General features: G+C 54.5%; 20 protein-coding genes and 2 tRNA genes. 13 read left to right on the top strand and 9 right to left on the bottom strand.

Going from position 1 to position 20950, the window contains the following annotated elements; all coding sequences use genetic code 11:
* Positions 1-89 precede the first annotated feature (89 nt).
* The gene (gene mgrA / locus B880_RS0100110; protein ID WP_017345346.1) at positions 90-1079 is read left to right on the top strand and encodes an L-glyceraldehyde 3-phosphate reductase; all 990 of its coding nucleotides are present in this window, start codon (positions 90-92) and stop codon (positions 1077-1079) included.
* A gap of 134 nt (positions 1080-1213) precedes the next feature.
* Positions 1214-1540 (top strand): DUF2502 domain-containing protein, encoded by a 327-nt coding sequence (locus tag B880_RS0100105; RefSeq protein ID WP_017345345.1) that lies wholly within the window; start codon positions 1214-1216, stop codon positions 1538-1540.
* Positions 1541-1598: 58 nt separating this feature from the next.
* On the opposite strand, the gene B880_RS0100100 is transcribed toward B880_RS0100105, so the two are convergent.
* Positions 1599-2840 carry an Nramp family divalent metal transporter gene (locus B880_RS0100100; RefSeq protein ID WP_017345344.1) on the bottom strand — a complete coding sequence of 414 codons (1242 nt, stop codon included), beginning with the start codon at positions 2838-2840 and terminating at the stop codon, positions 1599-1601.
* Between the two features lie 369 nt (positions 2841-3209).
* On the opposite strand from B880_RS0100100, the gene B880_RS0100095 reads away from it, so the two are divergent.
* The 6 genes from B880_RS0100095 to B880_RS0100070 all read left to right on the top strand — a co-directional run bounded on the left by B880_RS0100095 (position 3210) and on the right by B880_RS0100070 (position 9722).
* Positions 3210-4397 carry a NupC/NupG family nucleoside CNT transporter gene (locus B880_RS0100095; RefSeq protein WP_017345343.1) on the top strand — a complete coding sequence of 396 codons (1188 nt, stop codon included), beginning with the start codon at positions 3210-3212 and terminating at the stop codon, positions 4395-4397.
* Positions 4398-4593: 196 nt separating this feature from the next.
* Positions 4594-5679, top strand: coding sequence for an LLM class flavin-dependent oxidoreductase (locus B880_RS0100090; protein ID WP_017345342.1), 1086 nt, complete (start codon positions 4594-4596; stop codon positions 5677-5679).
* The gene (locus B880_RS0100085; protein WP_017345341.1) at positions 5679-6662 is read left to right on the top strand and encodes an ABC transporter substrate-binding protein; all 984 of its coding nucleotides are present in this window, start codon (positions 5679-5681) and stop codon (positions 6660-6662) included. Before B880_RS0100090 ends, B880_RS0100085 begins: the two co-directional genes overlap by 1 nt.
* Positions 6655-7245: a cysteine dioxygenase gene (locus tag B880_RS0100080; protein WP_017345340.1), complete on the top strand. Its 591-nt coding sequence runs from the start codon at positions 6655-6657 to the stop codon at positions 7243-7245. Before B880_RS0100085 ends, B880_RS0100080 begins: the two co-directional genes overlap by 8 nt.
* On the top strand, positions 7238-8857 hold the full coding sequence (locus tag B880_RS0100075; RefSeq protein WP_017345339.1) for a rhodanese homology domain-containing protein: 1620 nt from the start codon (positions 7238-7240) through the stop codon (positions 8855-8857). The genes B880_RS0100080 and B880_RS0100075 overlap by 8 nt, the downstream gene beginning before the upstream one ends.
* A gap of 478 nt (positions 8858-9335) precedes the next feature.
* Positions 9336-9722 (top strand): hypothetical protein, encoded by a 387-nt coding sequence (locus B880_RS0100070; RefSeq protein WP_017345338.1) that lies wholly within the window; start codon positions 9336-9338, stop codon positions 9720-9722.
* Positions 9723-9803: 81 nt separating this feature from the next.
* On the opposite strand, the gene B880_RS0100065 is transcribed toward B880_RS0100070, so the two are convergent.
* The 5 genes from B880_RS0100065 to B880_RS0100045 are packed head-to-tail and all read right to left on the bottom strand — an operon-like array spanning position 9804 to position 14251.
* The gene (locus B880_RS0100065; RefSeq protein WP_017345337.1) at positions 9804-11120 is read right to left on the bottom strand and encodes an NAD(P)/FAD-dependent oxidoreductase; all 1317 of its coding nucleotides are present in this window, start codon (positions 11118-11120) and stop codon (positions 9804-9806) included.
* Between the two features lie 17 nt (positions 11121-11137).
* Positions 11138-11887, bottom strand: a complete 750-nt coding sequence (locus B880_RS0100060; RefSeq protein ID WP_017345336.1) for an amino acid ABC transporter ATP-binding protein — start codon at positions 11885-11887, stop codon at positions 11138-11140.
* Positions 11884-12693 (bottom strand): amino acid ABC transporter permease, encoded by an 810-nt coding sequence (locus tag B880_RS0100055; RefSeq protein ID WP_017345335.1) that lies wholly within the window; start codon positions 12691-12693, stop codon positions 11884-11886. Before B880_RS0100055 ends, B880_RS0100060 begins: the two co-directional genes overlap by 4 nt.
* Positions 12694-12697: 4 nt before the next feature.
* The gene (locus B880_RS0100050; protein WP_017345334.1) at positions 12698-13408 is read right to left on the bottom strand and encodes an amino acid ABC transporter permease; all 711 of its coding nucleotides are present in this window, start codon (positions 13406-13408) and stop codon (positions 12698-12700) included.
* 18 nt (positions 13409-13426) lie between these two features.
* Positions 13427-14251, bottom strand: a complete 825-nt coding sequence (locus tag B880_RS0100045; protein WP_017345333.1) for a transporter substrate-binding domain-containing protein — start codon at positions 14249-14251, stop codon at positions 13427-13429.
* A 191-nt stretch (positions 14252-14442) separates the two neighbouring features.
* Here B880_RS0100045 and B880_RS0100040 point away from each other — a divergent pair, with 191 nt between their 5' ends.
* Genes B880_RS0100040 through B880_RS0100030 form a run of 3 tightly spaced genes read left to right on the top strand, consistent with a single transcriptional unit; the run spans position 14443 to position 17326 of the window.
* Entirely contained in the window at positions 14443-15243 is an 801-nt protein-coding gene (locus B880_RS0100040) for an IclR family transcriptional regulator (RefSeq protein WP_017345332.1), read from the top strand.
* Positions 15244-15276: 33 nt separating this feature from the next.
* A complete protein-coding gene (locus B880_RS0100035) occupies positions 15277-15981 on the top strand; it encodes an SDR family NAD(P)-dependent oxidoreductase (protein WP_017345331.1) in 705 nt (234 codons plus the stop codon).
* A gap of 16 nt (positions 15982-15997) precedes the next feature.
* Positions 15998-17326, top strand: a complete 1329-nt coding sequence (locus B880_RS0100030; protein ID WP_017345330.1) for an NAD(P)/FAD-dependent oxidoreductase — start codon at positions 15998-16000, stop codon at positions 17324-17326.
* Positions 17327-17456: 130 nt separating this feature from the next.
* Here the strand turns inward: B880_RS0100030 and B880_RS0100025 are convergent.
* Together B880_RS0100025 and B880_RS0100020 are read right to left on the bottom strand one after the other, a co-directional pair.
* Positions 17457-17532: transfer RNA gene (locus B880_RS0100025), tRNA-Ala, on the bottom strand.
* A gap of 42 nt (positions 17533-17574) precedes the next feature.
* A tRNA-Ala gene (locus B880_RS0100020) sits at positions 17575-17650 on the bottom strand.
* A gap of 306 nt (positions 17651-17956) precedes the next feature.
* Between B880_RS0100020 and B880_RS0100015 the strand changes: the two genes are divergently transcribed.
* Both B880_RS0100015 and B880_RS0100010 read left to right on the top strand, forming a co-directional pair.
* Positions 17957-18742, top strand: a complete 786-nt coding sequence (locus B880_RS0100015; RefSeq protein WP_017345329.1) for a formate/nitrite transporter family protein — start codon at positions 17957-17959, stop codon at positions 18740-18742.
* Between the two features lie 113 nt (positions 18743-18855).
* Entirely contained in the window at positions 18856-19209 is a 354-nt protein-coding gene (locus B880_RS0100010; RefSeq protein ID WP_017345328.1) for a YfeC-like transcriptional regulator, read from the top strand.
* A 33-nt stretch (positions 19210-19242) separates the two neighbouring features.
* On the opposite strand, the gene gltX is transcribed toward B880_RS0100010, so the two are convergent.
* Positions 19243-20658, bottom strand: coding sequence for a glutamate--tRNA ligase (gene gltX, locus B880_RS0100005; protein WP_017345327.1), 1416 nt, complete (start codon positions 20656-20658; stop codon positions 19243-19245).
* Between the last annotated feature and the right edge of the window lie 292 nt (positions 20659-20950).

Genomic DNA, 20950 nt, shown 5'->3' with positions numbered 1-20950 from the left:
GTTGCGATCCGCCGCGCGTTGCCGTGCTGTGTAAACGTATACACTGCTACGCTTTGCTGTTCTTAATCCTTTAGTTACAGGTATGCGCAATGACCTATACGCCTCACCCCGAACGTTATCAGCAGATGATCTATCGTCGCAGCGGACGCAGCGGCTTGCAGTTACCCGCAATTTCCCTTGGCCTGTGGCATAACTTTGGCGATGCAACCCGCGTCGACAACAGCCGGGATCTACTGCGACACGCTTTTGATCGCGGTATCACCCATTTCGACCTGGCGAATAACTACGGCCCGCCTCCGGGTTCAGCAGAAGAGAATTTTGGCCGTATTCTGCACCAGGATTTTCGCCCGTTCCGCGATGAGCTGATTATCTCCACCAAGGCGGGTTACACCATGTGGCCGGGGCCATACGGCGACTGGGGATCGCGTAAATACCTGATTTCCAGCCTTGATCAGAGCCTGAAGCGGATGGGGCTCGACTATGTAGATATTTTTTACCATCACCGTCCCGATCCCAATACACCGCTGGAAGAGACCATGCAGGCGCTGGATCACGTGGTGCGTCAGGGCAAAGCGCTGTACGCGGCGATCTCCAACTACCCTGCTGACCTGGCGGCCGAAGCGATAGCGATTCTGCGCCGTCTGGGCACACCTTGCCTGATCCATCAGCCGCGCTATTCGCTGTTTGAGCGCACGCCGGAACAGGGCCTGCTGGAGACGCTAGGCAACAATGGCGTCGGCTGTATCGCCTTTTCTCCATTGGCGGGTGGCGTCTTAACCGACCGCTATCTGCAAGGCATTCCTGAAGATTCACGTGCGGCCAGTGGCAGCCAGTTCCTGCGCGAAGACCAGTTAACCAGCGAGAAAATGGCGAAGGTGCGTCAGCTGAATGAAATTGCGCAGCAGCGTGAACAGAAGCTGGCGCAGCTGGCACTGCAATGGGTACTGCGTGATAGCCGCGTGACCTCCGTATTGATTGGCGCCAGTAAGACCGCACAGATTGATGATGCCGTGGAGATGTTGCAGCAGGCTGAATTTTCCGAGGCGGAGTTAGCGGCAATAGAAGCGGCGCTGGTGTAAGCGTTTTACCTGGTACGGAATAGTCTCAAATGAGACTTTCCTTACGCTTTTTAGCAGCATTCTTAACGCTTTTATTGTGGCAAAGAGCAGAATATCCGGACGGTGGCACACATAAGCCACCGAAAGGAGAAGCAATGAAACGTCAGATGTTGTTTGCTGCTGTACTGGCAGCTTTAACGTTATCGCCGCTGGCGGTACACACAGCTCAAGCTAACGGCGCTTATATCCAACTGGCTCCCGGCGTATCGCTGCATTTAGGCGACCGTAATCCGCGTGGTGATTACTGGGACGGCGGCCGCTGGCGTGATGCGCGCTGGTGGCACAATAACTATCGCTACGGTGAAAACCGCTGGTGGCGTCATGAAGAGTGGCGTCGTCATCGGGCCTGGGAACGCGATCATCGCCGTCACGATCATGGGCGCTGGCATCATGGTCCACCGCCACCGCCGCCACGCTGGTAAAAACACAACGGGCTGTGCAGAGAACTGCACAGCCCGTTTTTTTCTCTGCTCTTCGCCCTCAGAGGCCGAGCGCTTCACCCACTAACAGGTAGAGATTCAGCGCAACCACCAGCAGCACAATCAGGCGACCCGCGTTTTGCATCAGACGGGAGTTCACCAGTTCTGGCCCCATGATTTCGCGATTGCCGGTAAACGACAGCAGCGGAATCAGCGCCAGCGCGATGCCAAAACTCAGCAACACCTGGCTCATCACCAGAATACGCGTTGGGTCCCAACCGGCCCAGATAACGATAAACGATGGCAGCATGGTGATGGTGCGGCGCACCCACAGTGGAATATGGAAGTGAATAAAGCCCTGCATCACCACCTGTCCTGCGAGGGTGCCCACCACGGTAGAAGAGAGGCCCGCCGCCACCAGACTTAAGCCAAATACCGTCGCAGCAGCGTGGCCCAGCAGTGGCGTCAGCGTCAGATAAGCCTGATCCAGCTCAGCAATACCTGAATGGCCACTAAAGTGGAAGGCCGCCGCTGCCGTTGCCATCATCGCGAGGTTAACGAAACCCGCAATGGTCATCGCAATCGCGACGTCCAGCTTGGTTGAAGAGTAGCGCTGAGCCTTATTCTCTTCCCCACCGGACTGAGTCAGCGCCGAGTGCAGATAAATCACATGCGGCATAATGGTCGCGCCCAAAACACCCGCAGCCAGGAACACGGCATCAGAGGTCGGCAATGAAGGCAGCGCCATACCCTGCACCAGCTCACTGATTTTTGGCTGGGAGAAGAACATCTCCACCACATAAGCGGCGGCAACAAACAGCAGCATGCCGCCTATCACCAGTTCCAGCGGCTTTTGCCCACGGTTTTGCAGCATTAAGATCAGATAGGTCGCCACACCGGTGAGCACAGCACCTTGCATTAAGGAGATGCCCAGCAGAAGCTTAAAGCCCAGCGCTGCACCGATAAACTCCGCGATATCCGTGGCCATGGCGATGATTTCCGCCTGCACCCAGTAGAACCATACCGCCGGACGCGGGAAACGATCGCGGATGTGTTCCGCCAGGTTTTTACCTGTCGCAATGCCCAGCTTGGCCGACATCAGCTGGATCAGCATCGCCATCACATTGGCCCATACCACCACCCACAGCAGCTTATAGCCATAAGCGGCCCCGGCCTGAATGTTAGTCGCAAAGTTGCCGGGATCGATATAGCCAATAGCCGCAATGAATGCGGGCCCGAGCAGTGCGAGTTTAATTTTTCTGGCTCCGCGAGCGGCGCGCTCGACGGTGCGACTTTCTGACATATAGCGTAACCCTGTATCAACATCCGTTAACCCCTCCAGCTTAAAAGGGGGTTGCCATCGTGGCCATTCGGTCGTGATTATCGTTGTGATAGATTCTGCTAAGAAGTATAGCAATTGCTATATTGTATAGCACAGTATATCTCTGACAAAAAGTGAGCATTTAGGTTCACTCTACTCGTTGACGTTTTTATAAACAATAACTTTGTGGTTATAGCAGGTGAACAAAATGTAAGCGAATTGTGAGGCTGCAAGCTAATCTGAAAATATGTCGATATTGATTGCTTATAATGCGGTTTAGATCTCGTTTTTACGCAACGCGTTACATAGAATACGCAGCAAAATACAACCCTCCTCAAATTTGGAGCCTATATGTCCCATATTTTTCACTTTCTACTGGCATTGGTAGTGGTCGGGGTGCTGGCACTGCTGGTCAGCCATGACCGCCGCAGCATTCGCATTCGCTTCATTATACAACTGCTGGTGATTGAAGTTCTGCTGGCCTGGTTCTTCCTGAACTCAGAAGCCGGCCTTGGCTTCGTCAAAGGGTTCGCCGGGGTCTTTGATCATCTGCTGAAATACGCCGCTGAGGGGACCAACTTCGTGTTTGGTGGCATGAACGAGAAAGGCTTAGCCTTCTTCTTCCTCAATGTTTTGTGCCCTATCATCTTTGTTTCCGCGCTGATCGGTATTTTGCAGCATTTCCGCATTTTGCCTTGGGTCATCCGTGGCATCGGGACTGTGCTGTCGAAGATCAATGGCATGGGCAAACTGGAATCTTTCAACGCCGTCAGTTCACTGATTTTGGGACAGTCAGAAAACTTCATCGCGTATAAAGATATCCTCGGTAAAATGTCGCAAAACCGGATGTACACGCTGTCAGCAACGGCGATGTCGACCGTTTCGATGTCAATCGTCGGCGCCTACATGACCATGCTACAGCCAAAATACGTGGTTGCCGCACTGATCCTCAACATGTTCAGTACCTTTATTGTGCTGTCGCTGATCAACCCTTATCGCGTTGAGAATGAAGAAGATTTGCAGCTGCAAGATCTGCATAAAAATCAGAGCTTCTTTGAGATGCTGGGTGAATACATCCTTGCCGGTTTCAAAGTTGCCATCATTGTTGCGGCTATGCTGATTGGCTTTATCGCGCTGATCTCTGGCCTGAACGCGCTGTTTGACACCGTTTTCGGCATCAGCTTCCAGGGCGTGCTGGGCTATGTGTTCTTCCCGTTTGCCTGGGTGTTGGGTGTGCCAGCACACGAAGCATTGCAGGTGGGCAGTATCATGGCGACCAAACTGGTTTCCAACGAGTTTGTGGCGATGATGGACCTGCAAAAAGTGGCTAGCCAGCTGTCACCACAGTCAGAAGGTATTCTGTCGGTGTTCCTGGTTTCATTCGCTAACTTCTCTTCTATTGGTATCATCGCCGGTGCGGTGAAAGGCCTGCACGAAGAACAAGGCAACGTGGTTTCTCGCTTTGGTCTGAAACTGCTGTACGGCTCAACGCTGGTCAGCGTGCTGTCGGCGGCTATTGCTGGTTTAGTCCTCGCATAAACCGCTCTGTGCCTGCCGCGCCCTGCGGCAGGCCTGTTCTAACCTATTCCCAGACGTTATATCCCTCACACAACGCCGTAGCGCCCACCATCAAGGGTTTCGCTGTTTGCCGCATATCCTTTGCACAATAACGAATTTCCGTTAGAGGGCTCCTGCCCCTTAGTTTCTTTGCAGAAACTGATTCCAGGAGAACTCCATGAGCATCCAGATTTTAGGCATGATTGGCCACCGTCTCGCCTCAGAGATCATTCCCGCCAGCGGCCCGCTGTTTGATAAACACTACATCACGCAATTTTCCCGCGCCCATGAGGCCGCCGGTTTTGATCGCATTCTGGTGGGTTACTGGTCCGATCAACCGGATGGCTTTTTGGTGACGGCCCACGCGGCGGCCAATACCACTACGTTGAAATTCCTGCTCGCGCACCGCCCCGGCTTCGTCTCCCCTACGCTGGCCGCACGTAAACTGGCCTCGCTCGATCACCTGACCGATGGTCGCCTGGCGGTCCACATTATCAGTGGTGGCAGTGACAGCGAACAACGGCGCGATGGCGACTACCTCAATAAAGCGCAACGCTACGCGCGCTCGGATGAGTTCCTTACCGTCTTGCGTCAAAGCCTTGAGTCTACCCAACCGTACGACCATCAGGGCACTTACTACCAGGCGGAACAGGCCTTCTCGGCTATCAAGCCCCTGCAAAATAAGCTGCCCATCTACTTCGGTGGCTCCTCCGCAGAAGCGATCGATGTCGCGGCTCGTCATGCCGATGTGTTTGCCCTATGGGGTGAACCTCTTAAAGGTGCAGCAGAGACGGTTCGTACCGTACGTGCCGCAGCGGCAGAGCAGGGTCGTAACATCAAGTTCAACATCTCTTTCCGCCCGATTGTGGCCGCGACAGAGAAAGAAGCCTGGGAACGGGCCGAACATATCCGCGAACTGGCGGCGCAACAGCTGCCAAAAGGCGGCCATAACTTCGGATCGCTCAAACCACAAAGCGTCGGCGCACAGCGTCTGATGAATGCCGTTAATGAAGGTGAACGTCTGGATAAAGCCTTGTGGACCGGCATCGCGAAACTGGTGGGCGGCGGCTACAACTCTACTGCGCTGGTCGGCACTGCCGATCAGGTTTCTGAAGCCCTGCTGGATTACTATCGCCTCGGTATCGACAGCGTGTTAATTCGTGGTTTCGATCCGCTGAATGATGCCGTGGAGTATGGCCGGGAGCTGATCCCCCTGCTGCGCGAGAAAGTTGCGGCCATCGATAACCAAAAAAGGAGTGCCTGATGCGTCTGGCTGCACTGTTTGCCGGACTCACCCTGGCACTAAGCCTCAATTCAGCGCTGGCGGCATCGCAGGTTACGCTGCGCCTCGGCGACGTAAAAGGCGACCGTTTTGCTGCCCTGAAGGCTTCGGGCGAACTGAATAATCTTCCCTACGATCTCAAACTCACTGCCTTTGACTCCGGCGCACCCGTGCAGGAGGCGCTGAATGCCGGCGCGCTGGACGTTGGCTTCACCGGCGATCTGCCCTTTCTGTTTGTCTATGCTGCGGGCGCGCCCGTAAAAGCGGTGGGTGCCTGGCAAAACAACCCAGATAGCATTGCGCTGTTAACGCGCCCGGACAGCGGGGTGCATTCACTGCAAGATTTGAAAGGCAAACAGATTGCGGTAAATCGCGGTGGCTGGGGCCACTACCTGCTGCTGGGCTTATTAGAAAAAGCGGGACTGAAACCCGGCGATGTGACGCTGCGTTTCCTCAATCCGGTGGATGGCCGCGCCGCGCTGAGCGCCGGTTCGGTTGCCGCCTGGGCACCGTGGGAACCTTATATTGCCACCTCAACCCACGTCGATGGCACGGTGCGCGTGCCGGGTGGTGGTGGTCGCGGGATTATGTCCGGTTACTCCTACGCGTTAGCACGCAATGAAGCACTGGCCGATCCACAAAAACGTCAGGCGATTGCCGATCTGCTCACCCGCCTGGCCAAAGCACAAATCTGGGCGCAGCAACATCCACAGCAGTTTGCGGAAGTGCTCGCGAAGACGCTGAGCATGCCAACCGCGATCACACAGAGCTGGATCGCGGACGCACAGATCCGTCCGGTTATTTTTGATCGCAGCCTGATCCCGTCGCTGCAAAAATCGGCCGACTTCTTCCACCGCTATCAGGTACTGCCGCAGGCAATTGATGTCACCCCGGCGTTTGATTTCTCCCTGTCGGCGGGTGCCAATGCGGTGGCCAAAACCTGGCTGGAGCAACATCATGAGTGAATTACAGCATCATCGTCTGCGCGATTTTGTCACCCAACTGGCGGACCTGGTCGATCAACACCCGGATGAAGCACTGTTACTGGAGCAAGGCAGCGAACTGCTGCGCCCACTGCTGCTCAATGATGACTGGCTGGATGAGGCGTATGCACAGCCCCATCCCGAACATTATCAGCAATACCTGCTGTTCGCCGATGCCCAACAGCGTTTCTCCGTTGTGAGCTTCGTCTGGGGGCCAGGACAGCAGACGCCCATTCACGACCATCGCGTCTGGGGATTGATCGGTATGCTGCGTGGTGCAGAAGTTTCGCAATCGTACCAGCTGCAGTCACACGGCCTGGCTGAACAGGGGCTTCCGGTGCGGCTTGAACCCGGTCAGATTGAGGCAGTATCACCGCAAGTAGGTGATATTCATCGCGTCAGCAACGCTTTCTCCGATCGGGTTTCCATCAGTATTCACGTTTACGGGGCCAATATTGGTGCCGTGCAACGCGCCGTCTATCGTCCTGACGGCAGTGAAAAAACCTTTATCTCCGGTTACAGCAACCGCACTCTTCCTAACATCTGGGATCTTTCACATGGCTGAACAACACTTTTCACCGCGTAGCGCCGCAGACATTATTCATGCACTGCAACAACGTCAGGAAATCGCACTGGTCGATGTGCGTGATGAAGCGCTCTATGCCCAGGGGCACCCGCTGTTTGCCGTTAATATTCCACTCTCCAAACTGGAGCTGGAGTGGCTGGACCGGATCCCACGCCTCGATACCGCGATTACGCTGTACGACAACGGCGAGGGTCTGGCTGCTGCCGCTGCCTCACGCGTAGCGGCGTTGGGTTATAGCAACATCACACTGTTGCAGGATGATTTAGCAGGCTGGCAAGCTGCCGGTGGCGAACTGTTTATTGATGTGAACTCACCGAGCAAAGCCTTTGGTGAGCTGGTTGAACATCATAATCACACCCCTTCTCTACCTGCCGAAGAGGTTCAGGCCTTGTTGCAGGCCAAATCCGACGTTGTGGTGCTTGATGCGCGCCGTTTTGACGAATACCAGACCATGAATATCCCCGGTAGCCTCAGCGTTCCGGGCGGTGAGTTGGTGCTGCGCGTGCGGGATATTGCCCCGTCACCGGAGACCACCGTCATCGTTAACTGCGCCGGACGCACCCGCAGCATTATTGGTACGCAGTCACTGGTAAATGCTGGTGTACGCAATCCGGTGTATGCCCTGCGCAACGGCACGATTGGCTGGACACTGGCAGGACAACAGCTCGAGCACGGCCAGGCGCGTCGATACGTTGCTACCAGTGAAACCGCGCAGCGCCAGGCCGCTAACGCCGCCGCCCATGTGGCACGTCAGGCGGGCGTGTTGCAGGCTACGCTGGCGCAGCTGCATGCCTGGCAGCAAGAGGGCAATCGCACCACTTACCTGTTTGATGTGCGCGAAGCGGATGAGTATGCGGCAGGCCATTTGCCCGGCAGTCGTCATGTTCCCGGTGGGCAGTTGATTCAGGAGACCGATCACTACGCCAGCGTGCGCGGAGCGCGTATCGTACTGGTTGATGATGATGACGTTCGCGCCAATATGGCCGCTTCCTGGCTGGCACAGCTCGGCTGGGAAGTCGCCGTGCTGACGTCTGTCAGTAGTTCTGATTTCACCGCCACCGGCCCCTGGAAACCGCAAGTCCCTGCGCAACAGGCCAGCCAGCTGGTGACGCCACAGCAGTTGGCCGAATGGCTGCAAGCAGGCAATACCCAGGTACTGGATTTCACCACTCATGCCAATCACCTGAAGAGTCACATTCCTGGCGCGGCCTGGCTGTTACGTTCAACCTTGCAGCAGCAAGGTCAGGCCCTGCTCCCGGAAGCCGATCGTTACGTCCTGACCTGCGGCAGTAGCTTGCTTGCCGGTTACGCTGTAGAACAGGTTGCAGCCCTGAGTGGCAAACCGGTGTTCCTGTTGCAGGGTGGGAATATCGCCTGGCGTGAAGCTGCGCTGCCGACCGAAAGTGGTGACAACCAGTTGTTATCTCCGGCTATCGATCGCTATCGCCGTCCTTATGAGGGAACCGATATTTCGCCTGAAGTGATGCAGGCCTATCTCGACTGGGAATTTGGCTTAGTGGCGCAACTCGACCGCGATGGCACACACGGCTTCAATGTATTGCAGGTAGAAGCAGAAACCGCGACGGTGTGACCTAAGCGATTCCCAACGCGCAGCCAGGATAGGATCGGGCTGCGCGTTTTTTAATGCTACAGAAAACCTCGTCTTCTCTTGATAGATGAAGCCACGGACAAGCACAGTTACCCGGCTTGAAGCCCTGGCCAATCCAACAAACATTTTGTTAGTATATCGCCGCCAATGGATAACAGGAGTTTCCCGGTGGCAGGTTTCGGCTTTACCGCTAACAGTGATGTTTACCGATTCACATCCCAGATCCATTCTGTAGCTTTAGTCGCCTGAGACGAACTTATTGTTCCGTCATCAAACCTACTTTCCCTGAGCCAGTACCCCGTATTGACTCTGCGCTAAAACTGTCTGTAACCGTGCACAGGCTAGCGTCCATCTCCTGTTTTAAAGCCACTGGCGGTAAGAATCGTTTAAGAAAAAACCAGGGCCAGTCGCTCTGTACGTCTTTTCGACACAACTCACCTACCTTCATGAGGGAACATGTATGTCAGACGCAATTTCAACCCAGCAACCCGCTGAGCCTTATGGCAATCGTAATGTGATTAACACTCGTTTACTGATCTTCTTAAGCATTGGGCTCAACCCGGTCTCTTTCCTCATCGGGCTGTCCACCACACTGCTTTTTAGTGCCATCATTTCATGCGGGTTCGCGGTAGCGTTGTTTGTTAGCGATCGCAAATACCTGCGTTCTGTTAACGCTTATGTGCCGCACTGGGGCTGGTTCTTCCTGTTCCCGGTCTACCTTTTCAAACGTCAACGTCATAACGGCGTTGGATTACTCTGGTTCTGGATGTGGTTTGTGAGCTATGTCATTACCATGTTTATCCTGCCGAAAATCGTGATAGCTCTGTATAGCGGTCACACCGCATAGTGATTTCTGCTTTTATGACGGCCAAATCTGGCGGATAAAAAAAGCGGCTCAGGCCGCTTTTTTATTGCTCGCCTGGCGTGGCTATTGGCTGTCTCGCGCTTTATCTATGGCGTCGCGTAGGCGATACCAACCTGTAACCAACGGCAGAAACCACGGGTTACCGTTGTAGAGTGGAATGGGCCGAAAGGTACTGCGTTCGAACGACAGCGGGCGCGGTTCTGTGCCCAGCAATTTCTGCGCCGCCCGATACCCTAGCCAGCTCATCAGCGCGACACCATTGCCGTTACACCCCACGGCAAAGCGGGCGTTGTCCATCTCTCCGGCATAGGCCGTTTTATCCCATGTCATACCAACGTAACCGCTCCACGCATGGCTGATACGGTAGGAGGCCAGCTCCGGCCAGATGGCGATCATCCGTTTGCGGATCCGGCGTGCCGCCGTTTTATCATCACAGTCCATGATGCCCGGACGTGAACCAAACAGGAGACGAGTGCCATCTGGTGAGGGGCGCGTGTAGATCAAATCGCGGCGGCTATCGGTAATCATGCGGCCTGCCGGGATCAGTTTTGCCATCAGCCCGGCAGGCAGGGGTTCCGTGGCAATCTGATAACTCTTAACCGGTACAATACGCTGCGCCAGATTCGGTGATGCCTGGCCATCGGTATAACCATTGGTCAGGAAAATCACTTCCTGGGCACGCAGGCTGCCGCGCTGGGTGATGACCGTTTTTCCGCTCCCCTGTGGAGAGATGCCAGTGACGCGCGCATGGGAAAACAACTGCGCCCCGAGCTTACGCGCCAGCTCACGCAAGGCACGGTTATATTTCCCCGGGTGCACACCACCATACTCGTCAACCAGAATACCGCCGTGATAGAACTCAGAGCCGATAATCGCCTGCTGATTAGTGCGATCAATTTTATGCACCGTGACGCCGGTAACCCGGTGCAGGATATCTCCCATTTGATACAGGCTCGTCAGCTGTTTCTGCGTATGCGCGCCGAAGTAGCGTCCACCAATAAACAGATCGGCATCCAACTGTTCTGAACGCACCAGCTGCTGAATAAAGGCAAAGGAGGCGATAGAGTCCGCAATCATGCGTTGAAACAGCTCCGGTGCGATGCCTTTAATTGCACCACCCACCACCAGTTTCTGCCCGCTGCTGATCATCCCCCCCGTACGGGTGCTGCCGCCGCTGCCTAACTCATTGGCTTCCAGTACCACCACTTTCTTGCCGTGTCGGGACAGTTCTATCGCCGCGTTGAGTCCGGCAAACCCCGACCCCACAATCACCACATCGGCTTCTGCGGGTAGCGGATCGCGGCAGGTTTCCGGGGGGGCCTCATCCCACCAATAGGGGCTGGTTTTGAAGTCTTCGGTAAAAATTGTCTGGTCAGACATGATATTTCACTACTCCGTTACAAAACCTGGCCGAGGAACTCACGGGTACGCGCGTCCTGAGGATAGTCAAAAAGTTGCTCTGGGGCGGCCATCTCAACGATTTTGCCCTTATCGGTAAAACAGACCCGGTGCGAGACTTCACGGGCAAAACGCATTTCATGCGTCACCAGCAAACACGTCAGCCCATCGTCCACCAGCTCGCGAATGGTATTCAGCACCTCTTTTACCGTTTCCGGATCGAGGGCCGCGGTGACTTCATCAAACAGAATGATTTCCGGCTGCATCGCCAGCGCACGCGCTATCGCGACACGCTGCTGCTGTCCACCCGATAACTCTCCCGGATAGCGTGCCTCCTTCCCCTCCAGCCGCACTTTTTTCAATAATCTGATCGCCCGTTCGCGCACCGCCTCGCGTTCATGTTTCAAGACCTGCATCGGTGCCATCATCACATTGTCGAGCACGCTACGATGGGGAAACAGATTGTATTGCTGGAACACCATGGCCACCTGATGGCGCAGCTGACGCATCGCCTTTTCATTGTTGAGTTCATGCACCCGATGATTACCCACCCGGATAAACCCTTCATCAATCGGCAGTAAGCCATTAATACAGCGCAGAATGGTCGATTTTCCTGAACCGGAAGGCCCGATGATGCATACCGCCTCACCTTGATTAACCCGTAAAGAAATGCCTTTTAATACCTCGGTTTTACCGAAGGATTTGTGAATATTGTCCAGTTCGATCAGGGACGTAGCGCGATCGATCATATTGCATCCCCTTTGATTTGGTTTTCCAGCCGACGCGCCAGCAGTGCAATCGGATAGCAGTAACAGAAGAACATCAGCAACACGGTGATGTAGAAGTAGACCAGTGAGTTTTCGCTTTCAGTTGCAAGCGTAGTGCGTAGCAACGTCACCACTTCCTGCACACCCGTTACGGTTGCCAACGCCGTAGAGATAGCCAGCAGAGCGTAGAGGTTCATCCAGCCCGGAATGATGCGGCGAAGCGCCTGCGGCAGAATCACAATGCGGTAAATTTGCCACTGGCTGTAGCCCAGAGAACGCGCGGATTCCCACTGCCCGCTGCGTACGGAATTCACAGCGCCACGAATCACTTCGGCAAAATTGGCCGCCGTGGGCAGACTCAGCCCGACAATCGCTTTAAACAGCGGCGATAACGTAAAGTGCCAGCCCAGCAGCTCAACGCGATAAGGCAGCAGATACAGCATGGCAAACAGCAGCACCAACCACGGCGCGTTACGCAAAAAGTTCATCAGTGCCCGTGCCGGTAAACTGAGCCAGCGGCGTTTTGCCAGCATCATCAAGCCCAGAAACAGCCCTAATACGGTCGCAATTGCCATACTGGCGATGCCAATAAAGATGTTGAGAATAAAGCCACCATTTAGTGGCCAGCCCTGCATTGACCCGGTCAGTAGCAGCGGCAGTTTTTGCCATACCTGGTGCCACTGGCCGCCCTGATCGCTGAAAATACTCACTGCCAGCATCAGTAACGCGACAATAAAGAAGGCGCGGCGGGTTTGCTGTTTGCGCTTCAGATAGAGAACATCACTCATCCGCTTATGCTCCATAGCCAGGGTAGCTTAGTGCGCGTTGCAGCAAGCTAATCGCCCACACCACCAGACTGACCAGCACCACATACACCACCAAAATGAACAACATCACTTCCAGCGTACGAAAGGTATCGTTGTAAATTTGCCCGGCGGCATACATCAGTTCCGGCACGGTGATCACCGAAGCCTGTGAGGTGGTTTTAAATAAGTTGGTCAAAACATTGGTCAATGGTGGCAGGCAGATCCGTGCTGCAATTGGGACCTGAACGTGCCGAAACAGACCCCAGCGGCTATAACCGAGCGATCGCGCGGCTTCGAGCGTCGCTTTCGGTACCGCATCGAACCCTGAACGAAAGGCTTCAATGCATAACGCGCCACCAAACAGACTCAATGAGACCGCTGCGGACATAAAGGCGCTGATCAGCGGAACCTCTAAACCCGTAACGGGGTCCAGCGAAGTCAAACCGATCTGCGTCAGGGTGAAATAGAAAAACAGCATCTGCAGTAGCGGTGGCGTATTGCGAAATACCTCGACAAACAGCTCAATGCTGGCATCAAGCCAGGCACAACGCAGCGTCAGGCCATATACGCCGAGCAGCCCAATCAGAATGGCGAACAGCGAAGAGAGTGCTGCCAGCTCCAGCGTTTGCAGCACGCCCTGTATCAGCCACTGCTGATACGTCGGGTCAAGCAACCATGAGAAATCGAGTCCAGACATAGACGCCCCCAGCTCTGCTTACTTAGTGGCGCTGCGCGCGGCAACCGCTTGCTGAGCAATGTAAGGTGAAGGCGGCATCGCAAACTCTTTTTCCCAGCCAATCAATTTGTCTTCCGCTTCGGCTTTTACAATGGCCTGATTGACCGCAGCGAGGAAGCTGTCGTCCCCTTTGCGCAGCCCGGCTGCCATTGGCGTGAACTCATAGGGTTTGACGGCAATTTTGTAATCACTCCATGCCGCATCTTTCAGCTTGTTTTGCAGAGACATGTCATCAAACACCATCGCCACACAGCGGTTGTCCTGCAATGCTCGATAGGCTTCCGGCAGCGCGGCAAAGTTGACCAACTGCAAGCCGTAGTTCTGCGTGACGGCCTTGTTGAAATAGGAGCCCTGAACACCACAGACTTTTTGTCCTTTCAACTGCCCCCACTGGTCAAACTTCACGCTTTTACGCGCCATGATTGATGGCCCCGCAGCGGAGACGTAGGCATCGGAGAAGGCAATCTGCCCCTGACGCTCAGGTGTGATGCCAAGCGTTGCCATGATCATGTCAATCTGCCCGGAGTTGAGAAACTGCATACGGTTGGAGGCGTTGACCGGCACCAGCTTAATTTTGTCAGGCGATCCCAGCAGCTGTGCGGCGATATAGCGCGCAAGGCTGATCTCAAACCCCACGGTGTTGCCGTTGTTATCCATGTAGCCATACGGCGGATAGTCGTTTTTCACCCCCACCGTCAGTACACCGCGTGCCTTGATGTCGGAGAGCGTATCAGCGTGTGTGAGAGCCGGTGTTGCTAACAGCAAAAAAGCCGAAGCCAGCAGATGCTTACAGGATTTTTTCATCGTTATTTCCTCTGTCAGGATGTTTCCGCAGGTGTTTTAAAGTGTGTTGGGTGAGCCTATTTTTTGGGAATATCACACTGCTCACTTGTCAACCGAATATGAAATCTGCTAGAAAATTAGTCAACGAAAAACCACATACTGAAATCTTATGGTTAAAAGTTTCATAATGTGGAACTTAGCGAGTGAAGCCAATGAGCGAAAATGCAGGGAAAAATGGGGTGCAACTGCTGGATCGTGCAGTGATGTTGCTGGATCTGGTGGCGGATGCGGGGAGTGAAGGCACCACGTTAAAAATGCTGGGCGAGCTGTCAGGGCTCAATAAAGTCACCTGCCATCGCATACTCAATTCACTGGTTGAGCATCAACTGTTGCAGAAAGTTCAGGGGGAGAAGTGTTACCGCCTTGGCACCAAACTGTTGGTCTACGGCGCAAAAGCGGCACGAGGACCCGGCCTGCGCCGCCAGTTCCAGCCTGCGCTAGAACGGCTGCGTCATCAGACCGGGGAAACGGTGATGCTCATGGCGCGCGATCGCGATGACTCGGTCTGTATTGATCGCTATGACAGTGAATATCAGATGCAAACTCTGACCGGTTCGGTGGGCGGCGCGGTCCCTCTGGGCCTTGGGCCGGGCAGTCTGGCGATTCTGGCCTTTCTCGAACCGGCGCTTCAGCAGGCGATCGTTCTGCGTAATCAAACCCGGCTGGCGAACTGGCCACAGCTGGCGGGCGAGCAACTGCAACACAAGCTGGCACAAACGGCCATGCAGGGTTTTGCGGTCGATCCGGGAGAGTTAATTCCGGGTATCGCGGGGATTGCCGTACCGATTCACGTTGCCGGTGCGGGCGTGGTAGGTTCACTGGGAATGACTTTTCTCTCCCCGCGCCTCAATGCAGAGGTGCAACAGCGTTATGTCACGCTACTACAGCAAGAGGTCGCGGCGATTGCGCCGCTGATCAGCCCCCTCGATACACGGCTCAGAGCGTCGCTGTAGCGAGATTTTCTCAGGACAGGAGCAGGTGAACACATGACCAAAAGTACACGTAAAGTTGCCTTGATCAGTGGTGCAAGTCGAGGAATTGGCGCAGCGATTGCAGCAAATTTACTGGCCCATGGCTGGGCGGTAAGCCTGGGGTGTCGTACCCCTTCCGAGGTGGAAATCAGTGATGGCGACAACCAGTTGGTGAGCCATTTTGATGCACTGGATGCCAGCACCGAACAGGCATGGATTGACGCTACGTTGGCAAAATTTGGTCGTATTGACGCGTTAATCCACAACGCAGGCATCATGTTGCCGGTGTCGGTACTGGAAGCCAGCGACGCAGAGTTTGACCGCACCTTCAACGTCAACGTCAAGTCGCCGATGCGCATGAGTCGTCTGGCATGGCCGCATCTGCAAGCCAGCGGCAGTGGTCGCATCGTGATGATGTCCTCCCTTTCGGGTAAGCGCGTCAAAGGTGAACACTCGACGCTGTATGCCATGAGCAAATATGCCGCGCTGGCATTAGCCCATAGCCTGCGCAAGATCGGCGATAACAGCGGCATCCGCTGCACCGCAATTTGCCCTGGTTTTGTCGCCACCGATATGGGCACGGCGCTGACTGAAGTGCCAGCAGAAAAAATGACCCAACCAGAAGATCTCGCGCATCTGATCCGCACGGTACTGGAGCTGCCAAACAACGCCAGCATCGCGGAAATCCCGGTGAACTGGACCGTAGAAGATAATTACTGAGACAAGGAAAACCATCATGGGACCCAGCGTTGATGTTGTACCCTCCTCGCCAACGTTTCCAACTTCGGCAGAGGTTGTTGTCATTGGTGGCGGGATTATCGGCGTGGCAACAGCACTGTCACTGGTGCAACAGGGGATCCGTACCGTGCTGTTGGAGAAAGGGACGGTCGCGGCGGAACAGTCAAGCCGCAACTGGGGCTGGTGTCGCCGCACCGGACGCGATCTGCGTGAGCTGCCGCTGATCAATCTCAGCATGCAGTTGTGGGAAGGCATGAATGAAAGGGTGCAGCGCGAAACCGGCTTCCGCCGCTGCGGGATATTGTATGCGGCACGTAATACCGAACAGCACCAACGGCATCAAAGCTGGGTACGTGAGGCTCAGCAGTATGGTATTCATAGCGATCTGCTCTCCCCCGAACAGGTACGTCAGCAGCTACCGCAGTTACAAGGAGAGGCGTTTGGCGGCATGTTGACCCCGCTGGATGGCCGGGCAGAGCCACAGAAAGCCGTCCCGGCCATGGTACAGGCGGCGATGGAACTCGGCCTGAACCTGCAACAGCATTGTGCAGTGCGCACCATTGAACGGGCAGCCGGTAAGGTAAGTGAGGTGGTAACCGAACACGGTGCCATCCGCTGTCAGCAGGTGGTGGTGGCTGGCGGTGCCTGGTCCCGCATCCTGTTGCAGGGGCTGGGCATCACGCTGCCACAGCTGAAAGTGTTATCCAGCGTGGTGCGTACCCACCCGGTGGATTTTGATCCTGGCCCGTGCGTCAGTTTCGGCAGTGTGGCGATGCGCAAACGGCTGGATGGCGGATTGACGGTCGCCAGTTCTGCCATCAGCACTGCGGATATTACGCTGGATGCGCTAAAGTTCAGTGCTCAGTTTATGCCGGCCTTCTGGCATGAGCGTAAGGCAATCAGACTGCGCGTTGGCGCACGCCTGTTTGAGGAGGCTCTGCACTGGAAACCCGGACAAGCCGACAAACGGTCCATCTATGAAGCCATCAGGGTGCTGGACCCGCAGGTTGAATCTGACATCATTCCGCAAATCCGCGAACGCGTCAGCAAACTGCTGCCAGCGCTAACACCACTCCCTGTCGCCCAGAGCTGGGGCGGCTTGATCGACAGTATGCCGGATGCCATTCCCGTCATTTCTGCCGTAGAGAGTCTGCCTGGGCTGTTTGTTGGCACCGGTTTTTCCGGTCACGGCTTCGGCATCGGACCTGGTGCAGGTCAACTTATGGCTGATTTGGTGTTAAACCGCACGCCATCTGTTGATGCACATCCATTCAGGTTGAGCCGTTTCAGCGATGGCGAGAAGATCAAAGCGCAGTTTTGGCTTTAAGCCTTGGAGCACTGTGCAGCGCGCGTGACGGGCTGTGCAGTGTGCAACGCAACAGAAAGGTAAGATTTTAAGATGCAAAAAAATCCAGTAAGCAAAACCACTGGATGATAACAAACGTAGAAATTTGATTTGGTGGAGATAAGCGGGATCGAACCGCTGACCTCTTGCATGCCATGCAAGCGCTCTCCCAGCTGAGCTATACCCCCACATCTGGAATGTTTTCAGGTCAAACTTTTGGGAAGAAAGTTTGGTGGAGATAAGCGGGATCGAACCGCTGACCTCTTGCATGCCATGCAAGCGCTCTCCCAGCTGAGCTATACCCCCGAACCTGAAAAACTGTCGAGTTGCCTCGACGGACGGCATAATATGAAACCCCTTTCAGAGTGTCAACGGCAAATTGTCATAAATGGTTTGATCGCTGAAAAAGACGCCAAGAACAGCTTTATTTTCACCGCGTGCCCCTGAATTTCCCCTCCCCGCTCAGTCAGTTAACACCTGCTAACACTACGACATCCAGTAAGACGATTGCGTAACAGGGAAAGCCAGGTAAAATCGTCGCGCTTAAGATTTTTCCTCCCCTGGGTGCGTTCCACCCGCGTTTACCACTACTAAAAAAGATGTTGAGAGATTATGTCGTTACATACCCCGCAAACGATTGCTCAGATAGCCGTAGAGACCGGCGTTGCTAAGAGCCGCCTGCCCGTCTCTACTTTATTGATCCTTGGTTTTATGGCCGGAGCCTTCATCGCTACCGGTTTTTTACTGGATCTCCACGTCATTAATCAGTTGCCTGCGGAATGGGGTTCATTCAGTGGCCTGCTGGGCGCGGCGGTGTTCCCGGTTGGCCTGATACTGACCACGCTGGCCGGGGGTGAACTGTTAACCGGCAATATGATGCTGTTACCCCTTGCCTGGTTCGCCCGTCGTATCAGCGCTGTTAGCCTGTTACGTAACTGGTTTTGGGTCACCCTGGCAAACTTTGTCGGCAGCCTGGCGATAGCCTGGTTCTTTGGTCATATTCTGGGCATGACGGAAGGCGATTACCTGAAAAAGACCCTGGCGGTAGCCCATGCGAAAGCGGGAGCCGACTTTTTCCATGCCTTTATCTCCGGCATCGGCTGTAACTGGCTGGTGTGCCTCGGCGTCTGGCTGGCAATCGCCAGCAAAGATATGGTGGGGAAAGTGCTGGGCATCTGGTTCCCGGTGATGGCCTTCGTGGCGATTGGTTTTCAACACGTGGTTGCCAATATGTTCATTATTCCTGCCGCGATTTTTGCCGGTCAGATGTCATGGGCTGAGTATCTACCTAATTTTATTGCCGTTTTCCTGGGTAATACCGTGGGTGGCGCGGTGTTTGTTGGCCTCGCCTACCACATGGCCTTCCGTTCACATCGCCTGACCCAGGACCAGGCATAATTCCCATTCTTTGCCCTCGATCAATATCTGAGGGCATTTTATTCACTGATTACTTCTACAAGTTACGTTTTGTTGTAATATGTAGAACTAATGTATTTAACAGGGAAATCATCGTGAATAAGGAATGGCTAACCCCGGAAGAGCTCGCGCAAGAAACGGGCTACAGTCGGCAAACGGTGAACAAGTGGATTAAGCGGGAAAACTGGACCACTACGCCGAAACCCGGTGTTCAAGGTGGTAAGGCGCGTCTGATCCACATTGATGAGCGTGTCAGGGGTTTTATCCAGTCAACGCGAAATCTTAACGAACCGAGTGCGACTTACAATGCCCAACAGAATTCGTTACCTGCGTTATTATTAAGTTCTGTGCAGCAAATGACAATTCCTGAGCAAGATCAGCTAACTGCGTTACTGCTTCGTGAAGGGATTCAAGGATTGTTAGTGCGGTTAGGTATCAGCGAAGAATAAATGAGCCGGAAGCAGAAGCTTCCGGCCCAGTTTTTATGCTTGTGCTTCGCGTGCGCTAATCCACGCTAATGCTTGTTCAATACGCGCTACGCTACGGCTGCGGCCGATGGCTTCTACTGTCACGTCTAGCGCCGGGGATTGTCCTGCACCGGTAACAGCAACGCGCAGTGGCATGCCAACTTTGCCCATGCCTACTTCCAGCTCATCCGCCGTCGCCTGAATCGCATGGTGCACATTTTCTGCGTTCCAGTCGCTGATAGCAGCCAGTTTGTCACGTACCACTTCCAGCGGCTGACGCGCCACAGGACGCAGGTGTTTTTTCGCCGCATCCGCATCAAACTCAGCGAAATCTTCGTAGAAGTAGCGGCAGGTTTCTGCCATCTCTTTCAGCGTTTTGCAACGTTCACCCAGCAGCGTAACCAGTTTTGCCAGCTCAGGGCCGGTACGGGTATCGATTTTCTGCTGTTCAATGTGCCACTGCAGGTGCGTCGCAACATATTCCGGAGCCATCGAGTTGATGTAGTGGTGATTCAGCCACTGCAGTTTTTCGGTATTGAAGGCGCTGGCCGATTTGCTGACCGCTTCCAGGGTAAACAGCTCTTCCATTTCCTGCACGCTGAAGATTTCCTGATCGCCGTGTGACCAGCCCAGACGGACCAGATAGTTCAGCAGGGCTTCCGGCAGATAGCCATCATCACGGTACTGCATTACGCCTACCGCGCCGTGGCGCTTGGAGAGCTTTTTGCTGTCATCGCCGAGGATCATCGAGACGTGTGCATACGTTGGCACTTCCGCACCGATCGCTTTCAGGATGTTGATCTGACGCGGGGTGTTGTTGATGTGATCTTCGCCACGGATAACATGGGTGATCCCCATATCCCAGTCATCCACCACTACGCAGAAGTTATACGTTGGGGAGCCGTCGGTACGACGGATGATCAGATCATCCAGTTCGAGGTTGCTGAATTCGATCGGGCCACGGATCTGATCGTCGAAGATCACCGATCCTTCCAGCGGATTGCGGAAACGCACCACGTGCGGTTCATCAGCGGCATGGTGTTCATGGCTGTCACGGCAGTGGCCGTCATAGCGTGGCTTTTCGCCATTTTCCATCTGCGTTTCGCGCAGCTTTTCCAGGCGCTCTTTGGAGCAGTAGCATTTATAGGCAGTGCCCGCTTCCAGCATTTCATCAATCACCGCGTTGTAACGGTCAAAGCGCTTCGTCTGATAGTACGGGCCTTCATCCCACTGCAGGTTGAGCCAGTTCATGCCATCCATGATCGCTTCAATAGCTTCTGGGGTGGAACGTTCCAGGTCGGTGTCTTCAATACGCAGGACAAATTCACCTTTCAGGTGACGCGCATAAAGCCAGGAGTAAAGTGCAGTACGTGCACCACCAACGTGGAGATAGCCAGTCGGGCTTGGCGCGAAGCGAGTTTTGATTTTCATTCAGCAGTGCCTTTAATGCGCGGGTTTGTTGTCTGGATGACAATAAACGGGTTAAGTCGCGAAAATAGTGGGCTCATTCTAGCATCTGTTAGTGATTCCTCAATCATTGCTACAGGCACTAGCGCCAGTTATTGCGAGCTTTTATGCTATGAAAACAGGCATTTTGCCTAAAAGGCCCGCAAGATGACTAAAATTAGAGCGAACGAAAAATTATGTTTTAAAAAGCGTTGACTCACTTCGAACTATCCCTATAATGCGACTCCACACAGCGGGGGTGATTAGCTCAGTTGGT

Source organism: Pantoea sp. A4, assembly GCF_000295955.2.
Taxonomy (GTDB): Bacteria; Pseudomonadota; Gammaproteobacteria; order Enterobacterales; family Enterobacteriaceae; genus Pantoea; species Pantoea multigeneris.
The sequence above is the reverse complement of the archived record's forward strand: the minus strand, read 5'-3'. Positions and strand labels throughout refer to the sequence as shown.